This window comes from Mesorhizobium sp. M0830, assembly GCF_040319965.1.
GTDB lineage: Bacteria > Pseudomonadota > Alphaproteobacteria > Rhizobiales > Rhizobiaceae > Mesorhizobium.
The window spans coordinates 109,583-130,736 of record NZ_JAMYOR010000009.1 but is presented as its reverse complement, the minus strand read 5'-3'; the positions used below and the strand labels follow the sequence as shown (position 1 = coordinate 130,736).

8 protein-coding genes are annotated in these 21,154 nt (G+C 64.1%); 3 read left to right on the top strand and 5 right to left on the bottom strand.

The genetic code is table 11. The features are described from left to right. Nucleotides 1–9: 9 nt before the first annotated feature. The 5 genes from cysW to NKI20_RS08330 all read right to left on the bottom strand — a co-directional run bounded on the left by cysW (nt 10) and on the right by NKI20_RS08330 (nt 10,856). Entirely contained in the window at nt 10–894 is an 885-nt protein-coding gene (cysW, locus tag NKI20_RS08350) for a sulfate ABC transporter permease subunit CysW (RefSeq protein ID WP_023756923.1), read from the bottom strand. Continuing rightward, complete coding sequence (cysT, locus tag NKI20_RS08345; protein WP_023756924.1) at nt 887–1,738, bottom strand: sulfate ABC transporter permease subunit CysT; 852 nt, start codon at nt 1,736–1,738, stop codon at nt 887–889. The genes cysW and cysT overlap by 8 nt, the downstream gene beginning before the upstream one ends. A gap of 18 nt (nt 1,739–1,756) precedes the next feature. After that, a complete protein-coding gene (locus tag NKI20_RS08340) occupies nt 1,757–2,782 on the bottom strand; it encodes a sulfate ABC transporter substrate-binding protein (RefSeq protein WP_352829771.1) in 1,026 nt (341 codons plus the stop codon). A 337-nt stretch (nt 2,783–3,119) separates the two neighbouring features. Then, the gene (pbpC, locus tag NKI20_RS08335) at nt 3,120–5,201 is read right to left on the bottom strand and encodes a penicillin-binding protein 1C (protein WP_352829769.1); all 2,082 of its coding nucleotides are present in this window, start codon (nt 5,199–5,201) and stop codon (nt 3,120–3,122) included. A 174-nt stretch (nt 5,202–5,375) separates the two neighbouring features. Next, nucleotides 5,376–10,856 (bottom strand): alpha-2-macroglobulin family protein, encoded by a 5,481-nt coding sequence (locus NKI20_RS08330; RefSeq protein ID WP_352829767.1) that lies wholly within the window; start codon nt 10,854–10,856, stop codon nt 5,376–5,378. Nucleotides 10,857–11,129: 273 nt separating this feature from the next. Here NKI20_RS08330 and NKI20_RS08325 point away from each other — a divergent pair, with 273 nt between their 5' ends. From NKI20_RS08325 to NKI20_RS08315, 3 genes are all read left to right on the top strand, one after another. Then, nucleotides 11,130–13,058 carry an autotransporter assembly complex protein TamA gene (locus NKI20_RS08325; RefSeq protein WP_352829765.1) on the top strand — a complete coding sequence of 643 codons (1,929 nt, stop codon included), beginning with the start codon at nt 11,130–11,132 and terminating at the stop codon, nt 13,056–13,058. A gap of 2 nt (nt 13,059–13,060) precedes the next feature. Then, nucleotides 13,061–19,114, top strand: a complete 6,054-nt coding sequence (locus NKI20_RS08320) for a translocation/assembly module TamB domain-containing protein (protein WP_352829763.1) — start codon at nt 13,061–13,063, stop codon at nt 19,112–19,114. Between the two features lie 266 nt (nt 19,115–19,380). Then, complete coding sequence (locus NKI20_RS08315) at nt 19,381–21,033, top strand: ABC transporter substrate-binding protein (RefSeq protein ID WP_023756930.1); 1,653 nt, start codon at nt 19,381–19,383, stop codon at nt 21,031–21,033. The last annotated feature ends 121 nt before the right edge of the window (nt 21,034–21,154 follow it).

Here is a 21,154-nt window from a genome sequence, read left to right as displayed (position 1 = left end):
ATCCCTCTGTCAGTGCCCGCGCGTCGCGGCGATCTCGGCGCCGTAGCGCATCTCGAGAAGTGTTTTCAAGACCAGCGTGACGAGCGCCAGGCCCGCAAGCAATGAAGCGACGGCAAAGGCGCCGACAGCGTTGTACTCGTTATAGAGGATTTCGACATGCAGCGGCATGGTGTTGGTCAGGCCGCGTATGTGGCCCGACACGACCGACACCGCGCCGAACTCGCCCATGGCACGCGCGTTGCACAGGAGTACGCCGTAGAGCAGCCCCCATTTGACGTTGGGCAAGGTCACGTACCAGAAGGTCTGCCAGCCATTGGCGCCAAGCGAGAGTGCTGCCTCCTCGTCGCCATTGCCCTGTTCCTGCATCAGCGGGATCAGTTCGCGGGCGACGAAGGGGAAGGTGACGAAGACGGTGGCCAGCACGATCCCGGGCACGGCAAACAGGATGACGATGCCATGTGCTTTCAGCCAGCTGCCGAGCAACCCCTGGGCGCCGAACAGAAGCACATAGACGAGCCCCGAAATAACCGGCGAGACCGAGAACGGCAGGTCGATCAGGGTGGTCAGGAAGGCCTTGCCCTTGAACTCGAACTTGGCGATCGCCCAAGCTGCGGAGATGCCGAAGACGATGTTGAGCGGCACCGAAATCGCCGCCACCAGCAGGGTCAGCCGGATCGCCGAGCGCGTGTCGGGATTGCCAAGCGCTTCGGTATAGGCATCGATGCCCTTGGCGAAGGCTTCGTTGAAGACGATGATCAGCGGCAAGACCAGGAAAATGCCGAGGAAGGCGAAGGCGACAGCCATCAGCGCTACACGCGCTGGGCGACTTTCCGTGACCGCCGCCGACCGGCTTCCGTGGTGCGGTTCGTAGGATTTGATCTCTGGATCAGGCATAGCGCTTGCGGCTCCATGTCTGCACGAGATTGACGACCAAAAGCATGATGAACGACAGAGCGAGCATGATCGCCGCGATCGCAGTTGCCGCGGGGTAATTGTATTCCTCGAGGCGGATGACGATCAGAAGCGGCGCGATCTCGGATTTGTAGGGTAAATTGCCGGCGATGAAGATAACCGAGCCATATTCACCGACGCCGCGCGCGAAGGCGAGCGCGAAGCCGGTGACGATGGCCGGCGCCAGGCCTGGAAACAGGACGCGGGTGATGATCTGCAGGCGATTGGCGCCAAGCGTGGCGGCGGCTTCCTCCACCTCCCTGTCGATCTCCTCCATGATCGGCTGCACGGTGCGCACGACGAAGGGCAGGCCGATGAAGACCAGCGCGATGACGATGCCGAGCGGGGTATAGGCGACCTTGATGCCGAGCGGCATCAGCAATTTGCCGATCCAGCCGTTCGGTGCGTAGAGAGTGGTCAGCGCTATGCCGGCCACAGCCGTAGGTAAGGCGAAGGGCAGATCGACCATGGCATCGACGATGCGGCGGCCGGGAAAGCGGTAGCGCACCAGCACCCAGGCGACCAGCGTGCCGAACACGACATTGACGGCCGCCGCGAGGAAGGCGGTGCCGAAGCTGATCCTCAGCGCGTTGATGGTGCGGCGATCTGTGGCGATCGCCCAAAATTCAGGCCAGCCAAGCGCGGCCGAGCGCCAGAGCAGCCCGGAAAGCGGGATGAGGATGATGAGGGTGAGGTAGGCAAGCGAGAAGCCGAGCGTCAATCCGAAACCCGGAATGACGCTCGGCTGCTTGAATCGCCACCCCGCCTGCGCGGGTGCTGTGGTCATATCGTCCTGAATATCGACTTACTGAGGCTTGTAGATCTGGTCGAATATACCACCATCGCCGAAATGATAAGGCTGTGCTTTTTTCCAGCCACCGAAAAGCGGGTCGTCGATCGAGATCAGCTTGATCGGAGGCAGCTTGGCGAGATCCTCCGCCGGCACCAGATCGGGCTTGGCCGGGCGATAGTGGTTCTTGGCGATGATCGTCTGTGCTTCCTTGGAATAGAGCCAGCCCAGATAGGCTTCGGCAACCTTGCGCGTGCCTTTGGCGTCGACATCGGCGTCGACCACCGCCACAGGTGGCTCGGCCAGGATCGAGGTCGGCGGGTAGACGATGTCGAAATTGTCGGCGCCGAACTCGTCGAGCGCCAGATAGGCCTCGTTTTCCCAGGCGATCAGCACGTCGCCGAGGCCTTTTTGCGCGAAGGTTACGGTCGAACCGCGCGCGCCGGTGTCGAGCACCGGCGCATTGGCGTAGAGCTTGCCGACGAACTCCTTGGTCTTGGCCTCGTCGCCGCCATCATTGGCGCTGGCGTAGGCCCACGCGGCGAGATAGTTCCAGCGAGCGCCACCGGAGGTCTTGGGGTTGGGCGTGATCACCTGGATGCCGTCCTTAACGAGGTCGCTCCAATCGTGAATGCCCTTGGGATTGCCCTTGCGCACGAGGAAGATGATGGTCGAGGTGTAAGGCGCTGAATTGTTTTCGAATTTTGTGCGCCAGTCGGGATTGATCTTCTTCGACTTCGAGACGATTGCGTTGATGTCGCCTTCGAGCGCCAGTGTCACCACATCGGCATCGAGGCCGTCGATCACGGCGCGGGCCTGGGCACCGGATCCGCCATGCGACTGCTGGACGGTGACCGTCTCGCCGGTCTCGGCCTTCCAATGCGCGACGAAGGCTTCGTTATAGGCCTTGTAGAGCTCGCGTGTCGGATCGTAGGACACGTTGAGAATGGTGGTGTCGGCAAACGCGAAGCCGAGCGTGCCGAACTGGATGGATGTGGCGACCAGTGCGCCGAGCAGTTTCCTGAAATGAGGTTTGGTCATTTCTGCCTCCGTTGAACCCACGGCAAATCTACCGAACTGGTAGAAATTAGATGCATTGAATGTTGCCTTTTTTGCCCCTCTGGAGAAAATATTCGACGATCCTTTGCAGCATGGAGAAATATTTTCCTCCTGCGTCTCCGGGAAGAATCCATGCCGCACACCCAGCCTATTTAGAAATGAGCAGCGTCGAGGCAAGGCTGCCGACAAGAAAGGATCGCGCGAGGCACCCCCCTCTGGCCGGCAGGCCAGAGGGGGGTGCCTCGGAACAGGCATGGGTGAATGTCCTGCTATCTGCCGAGCGCCCGGAAAGCCAATTGAATGAATTGCTTGGCTCGGTCTATTCGACGAACACCTTGACGCTGGCCGCGCGGCCCGCGGCGTCGATCACGGTCAGCGTCGAATAGCCGGCGCCGTCGGGTTGCCAGGTCGCGGTGCGGCGACGGTCGATGCCGGCGAGCGGCTTGCCGTTGGCCAGCCAACGGAACGGCGCGCGGCCGCCTTGCAATTTCAGAACCAGTGGCGAGGCATCGACCGAGTTAGTGTCGAGATCGATGCGGGCGCCGTCGGGCGGGAAGATGATGGTCGGTGCGGGTTCGGTCACTGTTGCCTGCACGAGGCCGTCCGACCCGGCGCCGAAGCGGGCGAGCGTCACCGGCAGATCCTCGCGCCTGGGGCTGATCACGCCGGGCGGCCTGCCCGGCAATGGGACGGTGGCCAGGCCCGAGCGGACAAAACCCTCGAAGAGGATGGGAGCGGCCGAGACATAGCCGGACAGGCCCGGCACCGCGCCGGCGTCGGGGCGGCCGACCCAGACACCCAGCACATAGCGGCCGTCGAAACCGACCGACCACGCGTCACGATAGCCGTAGGAGGTGCCGGTCTTGTAGGCGATGCCGCGCTGCAAGGCGCCCTCGGGCGGCTTGACGCCCGACAGGATGTCGATGATCTGCCAGTTGGCCTGACCGTCGAGGATGGTAGCGCTGGTGCGCTCGGCATTGGCGGGCTCGGTGCCGTCATGCAGCGTGTGGGTCTTGCCGCCATTGGCGAGCCCTGTGTAGAGCTGGACGAGGTCGCGTAATGTTATCCCGACCCCGCCAAGGCCGATGGCCAGGCCCGGCGCCTCGTTGACCGGCAGCACGGGGCTGACGCCGGCCTGGTGGAAGCGCGCCATCAGACGCGTTGGTCCGACCGCGTCGAGCACGCGGATCGCCGGCACGTTGAGCGACAGTTGCAGCGCTTGGCGGATGCTGACGTCGCCCTGATAACCCATGTCGAAATTCTTCGGCCGGTAGCCGGAGAAATCGACAGGACTGTCGTCGATCAGCGTTTCCTGCGCCACCAGCCCCTGTTCGAAGGCAAGGCCGTAGATGAACGGCTTCAGCGTCGAGCCGGGCGAGCGGACGATCTTGGTCATGTCGATCCAGCCGGCGCGGCTGGCGTCGAAGAAATTGGCCGAGCCGACTTCGCCGAGAATATCGCCGGTGCGGGAGTCGGCCAGCACCATGGCGACCGACAGGCGAGGCCCAAGCTTGGCGGCGGCGTCCCTCGCCACCTGTTCAAGCCCTTCCTGGACGCTCTTGCGGATCGTCAGCTGCAAAGGCTGACCGGGAACCGCCTTGGGCAGCATCGCATAGGCGGCGTGTGCGGCGAGCGCCGGCAGCGTGCGGCGCAGCCCCGCCACATCGTCGAGGGCGGCACGTGCCGCCTCGCGTTCGCCGAGCAAGCCGGCGGAGACCATGCGGGTCAGCACCCGGTCTCGAGCGGCGTGCGCGATTTTCAGGTTGCGGTCCGGCCGTCGCTTTTCCGGCAGCTGCGGCAGGGCAACTAGCAGAGCGGATTCCGACACGGTGAGCCGCTTCGGCTCCTTGCCGAAATAGGCGAGGGACGCGGCGCGCACGCCTTCCAGATTGCCGCCATAAGGGGCCAGCGTCAGGTAGCGCTCGAGGATCTCGCGCTTGGACAGCCGCCGCTCGATCTGGATGGCGCGCAGCATCTGCTTGATCTTGGAGCCGAGGCTGCGGCTTTCGCGCGGCTCGATCAGCCGGGCGAGTTGCATTGACAGGGTCGAGCCGCCGGAGACGATGTGGCCGCTGGTGGCGAACTGGCCGGCAGCACGGGCCAGCGCCAGCACGTCGACACCCTCATGATCCCAGAAACGCTTGTCCTCGTAGGTGACCAACATGTCGATGAATTGCTTGTCGACCTGATCGAGCCGGGTTTCGAGCCGCCAGTAGCCGTCCGGCGTGGCGAAGGCGCGCAACAGCTGGCCGTCGCGGTCCTGGACTTCCGTCGAGACCGTGAGTTCGGCAGGCAGCGGTGGCGGGAAGGCGCGGTCGAGTTCCCAGAGGGAGGCGGTGGAGAGCGCCAACAGGCAGGCGCCGCCTGCGGCTCCAATAGCGAGTTTGCGAAGTATCTTCATGGCTGGAAAGATGCCCCCTCATCCGGCCGCTTCGCGGCCACCTTCTCCCCGATGGGGAGAAGAGACTGGCGCCGGCGCTGGTCGTCTCCTCTCCCCTCGGGGAGAGGTCGACCGAGCGAAGCGGAGGGCGGGTGAGGGGGCACTTTGCTTATCGCGTCCATCACCACCAGCGCCTTACGGCGCCTTGATCTCCATCATGCCGGTAGCGGTGCGAGCCGAATATTGCGGCCTGTACATGTCCTCCACCGTTGCCGCTGGGTGTGCATAGGTGCCAGGCGTCACGGCGCGCACGACATAGGCGAGGGTCAGATTGTGATCGTGGTCGCCGTCGGCCGGGTTGAACGCGGCGACGAAACGGTCGTCGCGGAATTCGAGATGGGCTGCATCGGTCTGCGCCAGCCACGAGAAGTTGGTCAACTGCGCGCTCGACACCAGGCCCGGATTGTCGATCTCGAAGCCGGCCGGCAACAGGTCCGTTACCAGCAGGCGCGACGGCCAGCTGTTCTGCTCGTTGACCTTGAGCACGACGACATAGCGTTCGTTCTGGGTCGCCTCGGTGACATTGGCTTCAGTGCCATCGAGCTTGTAGTAGGTGCGATCGATGGTGAAGCCGTCGCCGCTTGCCGGCAAGGGCTGGATCGGCGACGCCACCGTCGTGACGACGGCCTGCAGCGGAGTCTTGCCGGTGTTGGCGATGGTCAGCGGGCTGTCGGCAAGGTCGCTGCCGTCGATCTGGTTGGAATACCCGCCGGCGTGCGCCGCACCATTGACTGTCAACGTGATTGCATCATTGCCTTCCTTCAGCGCGCGAGCCGCCAGCAGCATCCAGGATTCGTCCTGGGTGCTGGTCCAGCGGGCTTCGGCGCGTTCCCTGGTCACCAGCTTGATCAGCTCAGGCACGATCGTCGGCACCGGCTTCGATTCCGCCGCCAGTGCCAGCATCGCCGCACCGTCACGCAGCCGCGAGCCGTAGTCGGAGCGGTAGTAGTCGTAGTCGGTGGTCGATTTGGCGAGCTGCAGGGCGGTCTTGAACGTCGCTTCGGCGCGCGGCGTATCGCCGTAGAGCGCCAGGCTCGCCGCCAGTTGGGCGACGGCCATCGGGCTGGAGAAAGCTTCGAGCTGGGTGTCCGCATAGTAGCGCAGATCGCCGATCGAGGCCTTCTTGTTGCGAGCCAGAACGTAGAGGGCGTAGGCGATCTCGCTGCCACGGTCCTGTACACTCTGGTCGTAGCCGAGCGAGTTCTGCAAATTGCTCAGCGCCTGGTTCATGGCCAGGCTCGGTACGTCGTATTTCTGCTCGCGCGCCCTGGTCAGGAAGTCGGTGACATAGGCATCGAGCCACGGATCGCCGGAGCCAGGACCCCACAGGCCGAAGCTGCCGCCCGAGGCCTGGTAGCTCAGAACCTTGTAGATCGCGTCCTGGATGCGGCCATGGATGTCGGGGTCGCTTGCCATGCCGATGCCGGATGCCAACTCATTGACGTAGAGAAGCGGCATGGCACGGCTGGTGGTCTGCTCGGCGCAACCATAGGGGTAGCGGTCGAGCGTCATCAACAGCGACGGCACGTCGAAGGCGGCGGCCTGGGTAACGCCGACGCTGACGGAAGCGCCGTCGAGCAGGCTTGCCGCCAGCAGTTCCTTGTCGACGCGCAACGCGCCGCCATTGCCCTTGAGGTCGACCACCAGACGGGCGGTGACCGGCAATTGCGCCGGACGCACCGGCACGTAGAGCGTCTGCTCGACCTGGGTGCCGTCGGCATGGGCGAGCTTGATGGTGAGCGAGGCATTGCCAGCCGTCTGCGCGATCAGCGGCACGGTCAGCGTCTGCCGCTTGCCCTGGGCGAGCGTCAGCTTCTGGGGCAGGGGCTTGTCGCCCGTCGACAGATCGCCGGTCGTTTCGATCGACAGCGCATAGTCGCCGGCAGGGCCGTCGGTGTCGGCGACATCGAGGCGCATGATGGCGGCGTCACCAGGCGCCAGGAAGCGCGGCAGGCCGGCGGTGATCACGACGGGATCGCGCACGATGACGTCGGACTGGGCATGGCCGACTGCGTCCTTGGTCCAGGCGACGGCCATGACGCGCACGGTGCCGTTGAACTGCGGAATGTCGAAGTCGACCCTAGCCTTGCCGTCGGCGTCAAGCTCGACTGGGCCGGAGAAGAAGGCGACCAGCTTTTCTGTCGGAGGGCTGCCCTGCGCCTGCATATTGGCGCCGTCGCCGCCGGTCCTGAGCTTGCCGGTATTGCCCAGGGAACCATCGATCAGGCGACCGTAGATGTCGCGGATTTCCATGCCCAGCATGCGCTGGCCGAAGAACCAGTTCTCCGGATCCGGCGCCTTGTAGTTGGTCAGGTTGAGGATGCCGACATCGACAGCCGCAACCATGACATAGGCATTGCTGCCCGGCTGCACGCCGGCGACCGAAACCGGGATCGACAGCTGCTGGCGCGGCATGGTCTTGTCGGGCGGCGTCAGGGTGATGGCAAGCTTCTTCGAGCCCGGGTCGACCTTCAGCCATTTCACGCCGATGGCGCGCGCCGGCATGCGCGTTTCCTGAGCCTCGCCCGGTCGAAACAGGGTTGCGGTGACATAGGCGCCGGCGCCCCAGTCGTCGCCGACCGGAATATCGACGGTGCTGCCTCCCGCCGGCACTGACGCCGTAACGCTCTTCAACAGCTTGTCGGAACCGATGTTGATGAGAAGTTCCCCGGCAAAATGCGGCGAGACTTTCAGCTTGGCCACTTCGCCCGCGGCATAGCTGTCCTTGTCGAGAGCGATCTCGAGGCCGTCAGGCGTTTCGGTGGTGGTAGATGAGACGTACCAGCCGGCATCGAATTCGTAGCTGGTCGCCGGTCCTTCGGGATCGGCGGTTTCAACCTCGAGCCGGTACTGGCCCCAATCGACCGGCACGGAGACCGTTGCGTCGCCATCGGCGCTGAGGTCGACCTGGCCATTGGCGATCGACTTGGTGAAGGAGACCGGTTCGTAGTTCCAGGAATTGTTGGAGCGGTACCACTGGTAATTGCGTTCGACCTTGACCAGCGTCCATTGCGCGCCTTTCAGCGCCTCGCGCTTGCCGTCGGGATCGACGGCGATCAGGCTGAACTTGGCCGTGCCGCCTTGCGGCACTTCATTGTCGGCGAAGTCCGGGCGGATGCCGATCATATGGCCTTGCGGACGGATGCCGATGTCGAGCGAACGCTCGATGGCACGGCCGCCGGTTTCGCGCATCCTGACCGTCACCTTGGCGTCGACCAGCTTGGTGGTCGAGGGCAGTTGATCGACGGAGACCGGGAAGGTCACCTTGCCGTCATCGCCAACCACCGGCAGATCGGCGAGGGGGGTAACAGTGGGTTCTGCGGACTGCTCGTCTGCGAGGCCGAAGGAAAAGCCCTGGAAGCGGTCCCAATCGCGCGAGGTCGACAGCGTCAGTTCGCCTTCCAGCGCCAGGCCTGCTGCCGGCGCTCCGTAGAGGAAGCGGCCGTCAATGTTGATGTTGGCGGTTTCGCCCTGCGCGATCTCCTGCTTGTCGGCCTTCATGTCGAATTCGATGCGATCCGGCACGAAATCGTCGACCAGGAACATCTGGCTGGCCACCGCCGCCTGCTTGGGATCGGTGTAGATCGACACCGACCAAGTGCCGCGCATGGCGTTGGGTTCGAGAGGCAGGTCGACGGCATGGCCGCCGGCCGAGGCGCCGTCGCTGACGATGCGGCGGTCCTCGACGCCGTCGGGGCGCGAGAAGATGAAGGTCAGCGGCAGGTTTTCGACCGCCTTGGCGGCGCCGTCGCGGGCAAGAGCCGCAACATGAACATCCTCGCCGGCGCGGTAGATGCCACGTTCTGTCCAGGCGTAGACGTCGAGCGCGCCGGGCGCCCCGCGCCCCGTGACGCCGCGGTCGGACAGGTCGAAGCCAGCCCGGCCCATGTCGAGAAAGACGAAATCATCATTGCCCTGCTTGGCCATCAGCACGGCCGGAACCATGCCGCCGTCGCCGCGCGTCAATCCGGGATTGAAGACGGCGTGGCCATCGGCATCCGATGTCGCCGTGCCGAGAACCTCGTTGTTCCTGGCAACCAGGGTCAGTTCGGCGCCTGCTATCGGCTTGGCGCTGCCCAGCGAACGGGCAAAGACATTCAGGCCGTCCTGGCCGGTATAGGTCGACAAGCCGATGTCGGAGACGACGAACCATTGTGTGGCTATCGAATTGTAGTCGTCGGCGTTGTCGTTGACCGCCTGGGCGGTCAGCACATAGACGCCGGGCTTGCGCTGCGGCAGCGCTTCGTCGACCGGGAAGGAGGTGGTGACCTCCTTGTTGAGATCGTTGGCGATGTCGAGTTGGCCTTGCCAGACCGGCGCGCCCATCTGCTCGGAAATGTTGGAGATGTCGTAGCCGTCAAGCTGGTGCAGGAATTGGTAGCCCGACAGAAGTTGCGCCAGCGAGCGATCGCCGATGCGGTAGAGCTTCATCTCGGCGGCGTTCATGTTGACGGTAACGACCGGGATGCCGCGGCGCGCGCCGGCCGGCAGCACGAAACTGTCGCCGGTGAAGCGAGCGGATGGTGCGCGGTCCTGCACATAGATCGACAGCACCACGGGTGCCGCGGTCACTTCGCCTATTGCCGCCGGCAGGCCGGCACGGAAAGTAACGTCGTAATGCTGGCCGTGCTCTAGCCCCTCGACGCAGATCTGCTTGTCCTTGGCCTCGACCCCTTTGGGCGGCGCATTGTCGACGGTGACGAACTGCGCGTAATCGACGCCGGTCTTGACCAGATCCTCGGAGAATTGCGCGCAGATGCGCGGCGCGCTGGTATCGGCATCGAGGGTGTGGTCGATGACGCGGAAACCCTTGCGCGCCTTGAGATCGGCATAGTCGGCCTGGACCGCCGGCGAAGGGTTCAGGGCAAGGCTGGCTTCGTAGGCCTGCAGCGCCGGCCGGTAGAGATCGCGCTTGTCGAGGCCGTTGCCGAGCAGCGCCAGCGCTTCGGCTCGCGTCTTGGTGGTGCGGAGCAGCTTGTAGGCGATGAATGCGGCCGACGTTCCGTCTGCCGGCAAAGTGGAGGCATCGGAAGTGTTGGCGGCGGGTTGCACGGCAAGCGTTTCACGCGCCAGGTTGAGCCAGAGCTGGCCGTCATCGGGCATGACAGACACGGCGCCTTCGTATCTCAGCATGGCGGAGCGGTGGTCGCCGGTAAGCACCGATTGCTCGGCGGCAGTCGTCAGCGCGGTCAGCCCTTCGGTCGGCTTGATGTAGGCCGGACCCAACAACTTGTTGCGGTATTGCTGGGCCTGATCGGCCATCCAGTTGGGGAAGAAGGCGAGTTCAGGCGGCGCGCCGATATCGGGATCGCCATCGATGTTGACGACCTTGCCGGCGACCGCGCCGTTGAACAGTTTCAGCTGGTTGTAGTCGGATTTGAGGAAGCACCATTTGGCTTTATTGTTGTAAGTGAAGGCGCGGCAGGCCGGATCGCCCAGACATGTCGTCTTGCACTGGTCGAGCGTGACGTTCTGGTCGGATCTGAGATCAAAGCCGAAATAGTCGGAATTGTCCGTCGTCGCTATTCGTCGGGATTCAGCCGCTTGCGCGATACCACTCCAGGCAAAAAACAAAAGAATCAGGACCGACAGACCACGAGCCGCTCGCATTGCCATAGCACCCCTCCAGACACAGCTGACGTTCCAGGCATGATCAAGCTTCAGTCAGGCTTGTCAACGCAAGGACGCGGCAGGGTTCCGCCTGCCAACGGTTTCCTTTCCGGCCGATGGCCGGTAGTACCTCCATAGGACAGGGGATCACGCTTTCTTGCGGCAACGCAAAAGGTGTGAATTCCAAGCCCGTCCTATTTCAGACAATTGGATTGTGGCCCCTTTACGAGCGCTTCAGAACTTCATTCCAATTTTAGTTTTATAACCTAGGTTGTCTTAATGCCGGCGCATGAAGAGCAGATGTCAGGAGGTCGCGCGCCAGGGCGTGTGCTTCCGCGCGCCCTGCTTATAGCCGTGATATGCTCGGCGGCGCTGGTTCCCGAATCAAGGCCGGCGGCTGCGTTCGAGCTTTTCGGCATCAAGTTGTGGGGGTCGTCCAGCGACGAGGATGCCGACATCGTCAACCCGCTGCGCTATGCCGTTACCATCAATGCCCCCGACGCCGACAAGGATCTCGTCAAGAAGCTCGAAAACGCCTCGACGCTGAAAAGTGACGAGGAGCGTCCGGTTTCCGGTTCGCTCGGGCTGATGGCCAAGGCGCGCAGCGATCGCGAACAGCTTGTCGCCGCGCTCTATGCCGATGCCCGCTACGAAGGCGTGGTCACCGTCACCATCGACGGCAAGCCGCTCGATGATTTGCCGCCCGACGCCGAGTTCAAGGGGCCGCAGCCGGTCCCGGTGGTCATCGACATCGCCAGCGGGCCGAAATTCACCTTGGGCAATATCCGGCTGCAAGGCGACGCGGCGGGGCTGATGAGCGCCGACTATGGCCTGATATCAGGCGGCGACGCCGGGTCCGGCGCCGTGCTCAAAGCCGAGGCGCTGATCGTGCGGACGCTGAAAGAGCAGGGCAGGCCGCTGGCCAAGGTGACCGATCGTCAGATCGTCGCGGACCATGCCACTTCGACGCTGGACGTGACGCTGACGGTCGCCGCCGGGCCGGTCGCCGGCTACGGAGCGACCACGGTGGAAGGCACCGAGAAGGTCGACCGCGACTTCACCGAATACATGACGGGCCTCAAGCGCGGCCGGCAATATTCGCCGCAAGAGATCGACGATGCGCGCGACCGGCTGCTGGCGCTCGAAGTCTTCAACAGCGTGACGTTCAAGGAAGCCGACACGCTCGACGCCGACGGCAACATTCCGATCGGCGTCCAGGTCAGCGAGCGCAAGCCGCGCTATTTCGGCGTCGGCGGCAGCTTCTCCAACACCGAGGGGCTGGGCCTGGAAGGCTATTGGGGCCACCGCAACCTGTTCGGCCGGGCCGAGAAGCTGCGCATCGATAGTAAGATCAGCGGCATCGGCAGCAACGATCTTGGCGAACTCAACTACAATGCCGGTATCATGTTCGAGAAGCCGGGCGTGATCGGGCCGGCATCGAAGTTCATCGCCAGCGTCAAGACCGTGCTCGAACATCCTGATGCCTATGACCATTTCTCGGTCAAGGGCAGCACCGGCCTGTCCTACGAACTGACCAAGAACCAGACGGTTTCAGCTGAGTTGGCGCTCGACTATTCCCGCATCCACGACGCTTTCGGCAAGCACAAATACCTGATCGCCAGCATTCCGTTGCAATATGTCTATGACAACAGGGACAACCGGCTGAACCCGACCAGCGGCTTCCGGGTGCTGGCTTATGCCGAGCCGAGCTACGACATTTTGAGCGGCGCGGCTTTCCTCAAGCTGAAGGGCGAGGGATCGGCCTATCAGTCGCTGGATTCGGCTTCGAAGTTCGTGCTGGCCGAACGTGTCGCCACCGGTTCGATCGTCGGTACCAGCCTCGAACACGTGCCGGCCGACCGGCGCTTCTACTCCGGCGGCGGCGGTTCTGTGCGCGGCTATGCCTATCAGGGCATCGGCCCCAAGGATTTCACCGGCCAGCCGATCGGCGGCCTGTCGTTCTTCGAGACTTCGGTCGAAATGCGCATCGCCATCACCGACACGATCGGCATCGTGCCGTTCGTCGATGCCGGCACGGTGTCGACCAAATCGTTGCCCGATTTCTCCGACGTCAAGGTCGGCGCCGGCGTCGGCCTGCGCTATGTGACGCCGTTCGGTCCGCTGCGCATCGACGCGGCCGTGCCGCTCAACCGCGATCCGAGCGACCCGCATTTCGGCATCTATGCCGGCATCGGACAGGCGTTTTGACGATGAAGACGGTCTGGCGCATCCTCCGCATTGTCCTTTACACGCTGCTGATCGTGGTTGCGGGGGCGATCGGCGCACTGGTCGTGCTGACCAAGACCGAGCGCGGCCGCGACAATCTCGCCGGCATCATCTCGCGCCTGGCTTCGAGCGACGACCGCAAGATCACTGTCAGTGGCATCGACGGGATCTGGTCCGGGGCTCTCAGCGTCGACCATGTCGTGCTAGAGGACCGCGAGGGCGCCTGGCTGGTGGCGCGCAAGGTGGCCGTCGACTGGTCGCCGCTGGCGCTGTTGTCGAAAAATTTCAGCGCCGACCGCATCGCCGCCGAACGCATAGAACTCGCCCGGTTGCCTATGGCCAGCACGCAGCCAGCGCCGAGCGGCGGCACGACGACGCTGCCGGTTTCGCTCGACATCAAGCAGATCGATCTGCCCGAGATCGCGCTCGGCCAGGATCTGGCCGGCAGCGGCATCGCGGAACTCGCCGCCAAGGGGATGCTCAAGGCCGACGCCGCGCCGCTGGCGGTCGAGACGACGCTCAACGTCGCCCGTCATGACGGAAAGCAAGGCAATGTCGATGCCAAAATCCACTTTGCGCCGGCAGACAACAGGCTCGACCTCGATCTCAAGGCCTCGGAGCCGGCAGGCGGCATCATCGCCAATCTGCTCAAATTGCCCGACGCGCCGCCGGTCGACATAATCGTCTCCGGCACGGGACCGCTCGCCAACTGGAACGGCATCGGCACGTTCTCAGTCGACGGCAGGATCGTCACCCAGCTGACAGGCCGCCACCAGTCGACCGACAAGGGCAGCCATGTCGAAGCCGAGGGCGACGGGGACTTCGCTAGCTTCCTGCCGGAGAATTTGAAGCCGCTGTTTGCCGGCAAGACCAGCTTCGATGTCGCGGGCACCGCCACATCAGCCGGCGGCGTCAGTGTCGACCGTGCCAATATCGACAGCGATGCGGTGCATGGCACCGCCACCGGCATCATCGACCCTGCCGGCGCAAGCGATCTCTCGGTTGAACTCGCCGCCAAGGGCCCGCCGGTCGTCATCAGCGTCGGCAGCAAGGCGCAGCCGATAACGCTGGCGATCAACAACGCCACCGCCCGCGCGTTCGGGGACGGCAAGGCGCCGATCATCGACATCGGCGCCTCCTTCGTTTCGATCATTGCCGGCGGTACGCGACTGGACGATCTGGCGGCGCAGATCCATTCCGACGGTTTCGACATCCAGAACCGCGCCGGCCCGGTCGCCGTCAAGCTGGAGGCAGGTGGTCTCAAAACCGACGTGGCGACGCTGGCGCCCCTGGTCACCGGCAAGGTCGGTGTCGAAATGGCCGGATCGGTCAGCAAGGATGCCATTGCCATTGACCGGGGCACATTGCGCTCCGACGCGCTCAACGCCTCGCTGACGGCGAGGGTGGCGCTTGCCGATCTGTCGATGCAGCTCAAGATGAACGCCGATGCCGTCGCGACCGCCTTTCCGCCTCAGATCGCCTCTGTGCTCGGCGCCCGGGTGAAATTCTCGGCCAGCGCGACTCGCGATCCGCAGGGCTCCTTCGCTGCCAACGCGATCGAATTCACGTCCGGGTCGCTCAGCGCCACTGGCACCGCCAGCTTGCAAGGCACCGATATCCAGGCCGACATCAAGGGCAAACTGGGCAATGTTTCCGTGCTGTCGCCAACGGTCGGCGTGCCGGTTGCCGGCGGCATCGATTTCGCGCTGACGGCAAGCGGCGCCATGACGGCCCCGGACTTCACGGTCTCCGCCGACAGCGACAGCCTGACGGCCTCGGGCCGCACGGTGAAGAGCATCAAGCTGACGGCGAGCGGCAAGGCCGACATTGAGAACCCTGCCGCCAACGTCTCGCTGACCGGTTCCGTCAACGACCAGCCGCTCGACCTCAAGGCGGCACTGGTGACCAGCGAAGGCAAGCGGTCGATCAATGGCTTCCTTGTCTCGCTTGGCGACAACGAGATCTCGGGCGACCTCGCGCTGGACGACAAATTCATGCCGCTCGGCACGCTGACGCTCGCGGCACCCGCCATCGACCAGCTGGCCGCACTTGCCGGCCAGGCGGTGACGGGCGACGTCGATGGCACCATCCGCTTTGCCAAGGAGGGCGACGCGCCTTCCGTCGCAATCGATGCGAAGAGCACGTCGATCGCACGCGGCGAGGTGACTGCCAAGACCATCACCGTCAATGCGCTGATCGCCAATTATCTCAAGGCGCCGGCGATCGCCGGTTCGATCAAGGCCGACAGCGTCACCTCCGGAACCACCGAAATCGGCGGCATCGCCGTCGATCTGAAGCGCGACGGCGACTGGACCAATTTTACCGGCGGCGCCACCATATCGGGCATTCCGGCAACCGCTGCCGGCCGGGTGAAGATCGCCGACGGCACGACAAGCGTCGAGATCGCCTCGGGCGAAGCCACGGTTCGCGGCATCAAGGCGACAATCTCTCAAGCCTCTACGCTAAGCATTGCGAACGGCACGACCACCATCGAGAAATTGGCGCTCGATGTCGGCGGCGGTTCGGTGACGCTGTCAGGCACCGCCGGCCAGACGCTCGACCTCGCGGCGCAATTTTCGGCGCTGCCGGCAGCACTGGCCAATGATTTTTCGCCCGGTCTCGATGCGGCGGGGACGCTCGGCGGCACGGCGCAGGTGAGCGGATCGCCGGCAGCTCCCGACGTCCGTTTCAATGCGCAGCTGGCTGGCGTCGAAAGCAGCCAGACTCGCCAGGCCGGGCTCGGGCCGCTCGCTGTCGATGCGGCCGGCAGCTACACGACGGCCGGCGGTGTTTTGCTCGACCATGCGACGCTGACCGGCGACAAGATTTCCGGCCAGGCGACCGGCACCCTCAATCCGAACGGCGCCAGCGATTTTGCTATCGACCTCAATTCGACCGGTCCGAGCCTGCCGCTGACGCTGGGCAGCGCTGAAAGCCCGATCAAGCTCGAGCTGCAGGCGCTTTCGGTGAAGGCAGCGGGGCAGGGCGCGCAGCCCCGGCTCGACATTTCGGCGAGGGTGCCTTCGGTTGCTACGAAGTTGGCGAAGGTAGAAGGCATCGCGGTCGCCCTGCATTCCGATGCCTTTGACTTGAAGACCCGCACAGGGCCGATCTCCGGCACGGTATCGGCGGAAAAGATCGGTCTCGACAATGCGACCATTGCGCCGCTCATCGCCGGCAAGGTCACGGCCAAGGTTGCCGGCAGGCTGGCTGCGGATGCAGTCACCATCGACAGCGGCTCGGTGACGAGCGATGCGCTGAACAGTGGCTTCACCGGCCGGGTATCGCTGGCCGACGGCGCCATCGACCTCAATTTGAAAGCCGATGCCGCCTCGACGGCGCTGCCGGCGGCGGTGCGCGGCATGCTTGCCGAACGCGCTGAACTGAGCGCTGCGCTGAAGCGTGATGCGTCGGGCAATGTCAATGTCGATGGATTGCAGCTGGCCTCGGGCGCGCTGACTGCGCAAGGGCATGCCAGCCTTGCCGAGAACAAACTCGCCGCCGACATCAAGGGTGCGCTGAGCGATGTTTCGCTGCTGTCGAAAGATGCCAAGGGCGCCATCGCCTTCGCGTTGAATGTACAGGGGCCGGCCGCCGCGCCGGATCTGTCGCTGACGGTCGACAGCGACAGGCTGCTGGTGGCATCGCGCGAGATCACCGGCCTGAAGCTGACCGCCACGGCCAAGGCCGATGCCGCCAACCCGGCGGCGAATGTGCAACTGACCGGCAATGTCGCGGGCCAGGCGCTGCAAGGCAGTGCGGTTCTGGCGACGGCTGACGGCAAGAGCGCAATCAATGGCCTGCTGCTGTCGCTCGGCAAGAACAGGATTTCCGGCGATCTGGCGCTGGATGACAAGTTCGTGCCGGTCGGCACGATTGCGCTCGACCTGCCCGATATCGGCCCGCTGGCGGCACTGGCGCTGGAGAAGGCAGAAGGCGACGTGCGCGGAACGATTGCTTTCTCGAAGAATGGCGGCGCACCGCAGGTCGCGATCAAGGCGGCGACCGCGTCGATCAGGCGGGGCGACCTTCAGGCGAAAGCTGTCTCTATCGATGCGCTGGTCGCCAACTATCTGGCCGTACCCGTCATCTCCGGAAAAATCCGCGCCGACACCGTCACGTCAGGGGGCACCGTGATCAGCGGCATCGATGTCGACTTGAAACGCGACGGTGACTGGACCGGCTTTTCCGGCGGCGCGACCGCCAAGGGCATTCCGGCGCGGGCCGCTGGCCGCGTGAAAGTGGCCAACGGCACGACGACCATCGAGCTTGCGTCCGGCCAGGCAACGGTCCAGGGCATCAAGACCGCCATCGCCCAGGCCTCGACCGTCAGCATTGCCAATGGCACGACGACGCTGGACCGGCTGGTGCTCAACCTTGGCGGCGGCACAGCGACGGTGACCGGCAAGATCGGCACGGCGCTCGACATCAACGCGACGCTGGCGCGGGTGCCGATGTCGCTTGCGAACAGTTTCTCGGCGGGCCTCGACGCCGCCGGCTCGATTTCGGGCACGGTGAAGGTGACGGGTGCGCCGGCGAGCCCTGCGGTCGCCTTCAACATCGACGCGGCGGGTGTGCAGACATCGCAGACCCGAGGCGCTGGTGTCGGGGCGGTGAGTGTTTCCTCGTCCGGCACCTTTGCCGCCAACAAGCTGGCCTTCAACGCCAATGTGAGTGATGGCGCCGGCCTTGGCCTCAAGGGCGGCGGCACCGTGACGACCGCTGGCACGCCGGCGTTGGTGCTCGATTTCAATGGCGCCGTGCCGTTCGGCCTGCTCAGCCAGAAGCTCGCCGCGCAAGGCTTGTCGCTGTCTGGAACCGCCAATGTGAATTTGCAGGTGCGCGGTGCGGCTTCAGCGCCTGTCATTGGCGGTAGCGTCAGCACCTCCGGCGCGCGTCTTGTGGATGCGCGCTCGGGCCTCGCCGTCAACGATCTCGCCGCCGATATCTCGATTGCCGGCGGCATCGCCAGGATCAACCGGCTGACCGGGACGCTGTCGACGCGCGGCAGTCTGTCGGCCAGCGGCACGGTCGGCATCAACCCGGCGCAGGGTTTCCCGGCCGACCTGTCGATCAAGCTGGTCGACGGCCGCTATACGGACGGACGGGTCGTGACCGCCAATCTCGGCGGCGACCTGACGATCAAGGGACCGCTGACGTCAGCCCCGGTGATTGCCGGCACCATCAATCTCGCCAAGACGGTGATCACGGTTCCGGACAAATTGCCGGGCTCGCTGGCGGCGCTCGACGTCAAGCACAAAAACGCGCCTGGTGCTGTACGGGCGCAGGACAAGGCGCTGCGGCCGCCGACGACCAGCGGCAAGGGCGGCGGCACTGGCCTCACCCTCGATGTCACGGTCAATGCGCCGAACCAGATCTTCATCCAGGGCAGGGGCGTCGATGCCGAATTCGGCGGCTCGCTCAGGCTGACCGGCCCGGCCTCGTCGCCGCAAGCGATCGGCACCTTCACCTTGCAGCGCGGCCGGCTGTCGATCCTCGGCAAGCGGCTGACCTTCACCGAAGGCACGGTTGGCTTCTCCGGCTCGCTGGTACCCTATCTCAACCTGGCGGCGACAACGACGACGAGCAGCGCCACCGTCACCATTCTGGTGTCGGGCGAGGCGACAAATCCGAAATTCATCTTCTCCTCGGTGCCGGCGCTGCCCGAGGACGAGGTGCTGGCGCAATTGATCTTCGGCCGCTCGATGTCAAACCTGTCGCCGCTGCAGATCGCCCAGCTCGCCGAAGCGGCAGGGCAACTGGCCGGGGTTGGCGGCTCGACGTCGCTGCTGGAAAACCTGCGTAGCGCCATCGGCGTCGACGATCTGGACGTCACGACGGACGAGCAGGGCGGCACGGCGGTTTCGGCCGGCAAATACCTCAACGACCGCACCTATGTGACGATCCAGAAGGGTGACAAGCCAGGCTCGGGCAAGGCGACGGTCGATCTCAATGTCGGGCGCGGGGTCAAGCTGCGCGGCGAGGCCAACGACGCCGGTGAAGCCAAGGGCGGCATCTTTTACGAGAGGGAATACTGATACTTCGTCGGAGCTTTTGGCCTTAGGTCGGTTCAAGGCCGGCGCTGTCCGGGCCCGCGTAAATGTCTCAGTTTAATCGACTATCGAGATTCCAGAGGAATCCGTCACGCAGTAGCAATTTTGCGCCAAGACTGTCGTTATCACGCGAACCGCTTCTTTGCCAAAGTTGCACATTCCCTAACATGTTCCCAATCCATGCCGTCTTTGACATCATGGCCCGGATGCGGAATGTTAAAAGGCGGAAAGCCAACAATGGGAGTTAAGTCATGACGATTTATAAAAGTAATGGCGATCGCGTTCCGGATCACATCCTGGCCATGGCCGAAGACGCCAAGGCAGGCAAGGTGGATCGCCGCGAATTCCTGGCCATGGCCAGCGTCTTCGGTGCATCGACGGCAATGGCTTACGGCTTGCTCGGCCTCGCCGACCCGACTCCGGCGAAGGCCGAAGAGGTAAAAGGCAAGAAGGGCGGCACGCTCAAGATCGCCCAGTGGATCAAGGATCCCAAGGACCCGCGCAAGGCCGACTGGTCGGAAATCGCCAATGCCGAGCGCCAGGCGCTCGAGCCGCTGGTCAAGTACACATCCGAATACACGTTCCGCCCCTATCTGCTGGAGAGCTGGGACGTCAACGACGACGCCACGCAGTACACGCTGCATGTGCGCAAGGGCGTCACCTGGTCGAATGGCGACCCCTTCACTGCCGCCGACGTCGTCTTCAATCTGAAGCGTTGGGCCGACAAGAAAGCCGAAGGCAATTCGATGCCCGGCCGTCTCGGCTCGCTGGTCAAGGATGACAAGCTCGACGAGAGCGCCGTCACCATGCCTGACGACCACACGGTCGTACTCAAGCTCGGCAAGCCCGACATCGCGCTCATTCCCAACATGTGCGACTATCCCGGCCTGATCGTCCACAAGAGCTTCGACGAGAAGGGCGGCGACTTCAAGGCCTGCCCGATCGGCACCGGTCCGTTCGAACTCGTCTCCTACGATGTCGGCCAGAAAGTGGTCTACAAGCGCCGCACCGACGACAAGTGGTGGGACGGCGAAGTGTTCCTCGATGGCCTGGAATTCATCGACTACGGCACCGATCCGGCCGCCATGGTCAGCGCTTTCGAAGCTGGCGAGGTGCACACCAATTTCGAGACCTCGGCCGACTATGTGTCGATTCTCGACGGCATGGATCTGGTCAAGTCGGAAATCGTTACGGCATCGACCATCGTCTGCCGCTCCAACGTCAACAACAAGCCCTATGGCGAACAGAAGGTGCGCAACGCGCTGCAGCTTGCGGTCGACAACAATGTCGTCCTGCAGCTCGGCTACGGCAATGCCGGCTCGGTGGCCGAAAACCACCATGTGTGCTCGATCCATCCGGAATATTACGAGCTGCCCAAGGTGGCCCGCGATCCGGCCAAGGCAAAGGCGCTGATGGCGGAAGCCGGCCAGGCGGACTTCGAACACGAGCTGATCACCGTCGACGAGGACTGGCACAAGAACACCGGCGATGCGATCGCCGCCCAGTTGCGCGAAGCTGGCATCAAGGTGAAGCGCACCGTTCTGCCGGGCTCGACGTTCTGGAACGACTGGACGAAGTATCCGCTGTCGATGACCAACTGGAACATGCGCCCGCTCGGCGTCCAGGTCCTGGCCATTGCCTATCGCACCGGCGAGGCCTGGAATGAGACGGCGTGGTCGAATCCCGACTGGGATGCCAAGCTCAATGCGGCGCTCGCCGTTGCCGACGCCGCCAAACGCAAGGAAATGATGAAGGATATCGAGCAGATCCTGCAGGATTCAGGCATCATCATCCAGCCGTACTGGCGCAAGCTGTACAGCCACTCGGTCAAGGCGGTGCAGAACTACAAGATGCACCCGACCTTCGAGCGCGACTACGGCAAGGTCTGGCTCGAACAGGCTTGATTGCGCCGACAAGGGGAAGGGGCGTCGCCCCTTTCCCTCGCTCTTTGCATCGTCTGCCCCTGAGGGTGCGCGCTTCTCAAAAAAGTTGCGGGACTCCAGGCCAAGGTCATGCAACAAAAAC

Excerpts from the sequence above, each read along its gene's own strand:
- cysW (WP_023756923.1), bottom strand. The coding sequence starts at position 894 with ATGCCTGATCCAGAGATCAAATCCTACGAACCGCACCACGGAAGCCGG.
- cysT (WP_023756924.1), bottom strand. The coding sequence starts at position 1,738 with ATGACCACAGCACCCGCGCAGGCGGGGTGGCGATTCAAGCAGCCGAGC.
- NKI20_RS08340 (WP_352829771.1), bottom strand. The coding sequence starts at position 2,782 with ATGACCAAACCTCATTTCAGGAAACTGCTCGGCGCACTGGTCGCCACA.
- pbpC (WP_352829769.1), bottom strand. The coding sequence starts at position 5,201 with ATGAAGATACTTCGCAAACTCGCTATTGGAGCCGCAGGCGGCGCCTGC.
- NKI20_RS08330 (WP_352829767.1), bottom strand. The coding sequence starts at position 10,856 with ATGGCAATGCGAGCGGCTCGTGGTCTGTCGGTCCTGATTCTTTTGTTT.
- NKI20_RS08325 (WP_352829765.1), top strand. The coding sequence starts at position 11,130 with ATGCCGGCGCATGAAGAGCAGATGTCAGGAGGTCGCGCGCCAGGGCGT.
- NKI20_RS08320 (WP_352829763.1), top strand. The coding sequence starts at position 13,061 with ATGAAGACGGTCTGGCGCATCCTCCGCATTGTCCTTTACACGCTGCTG.
- NKI20_RS08315 (WP_023756930.1), top strand. The coding sequence starts at position 19,381 with ATGACGATTTATAAAAGTAATGGCGATCGCGTTCCGGATCACATCCTG.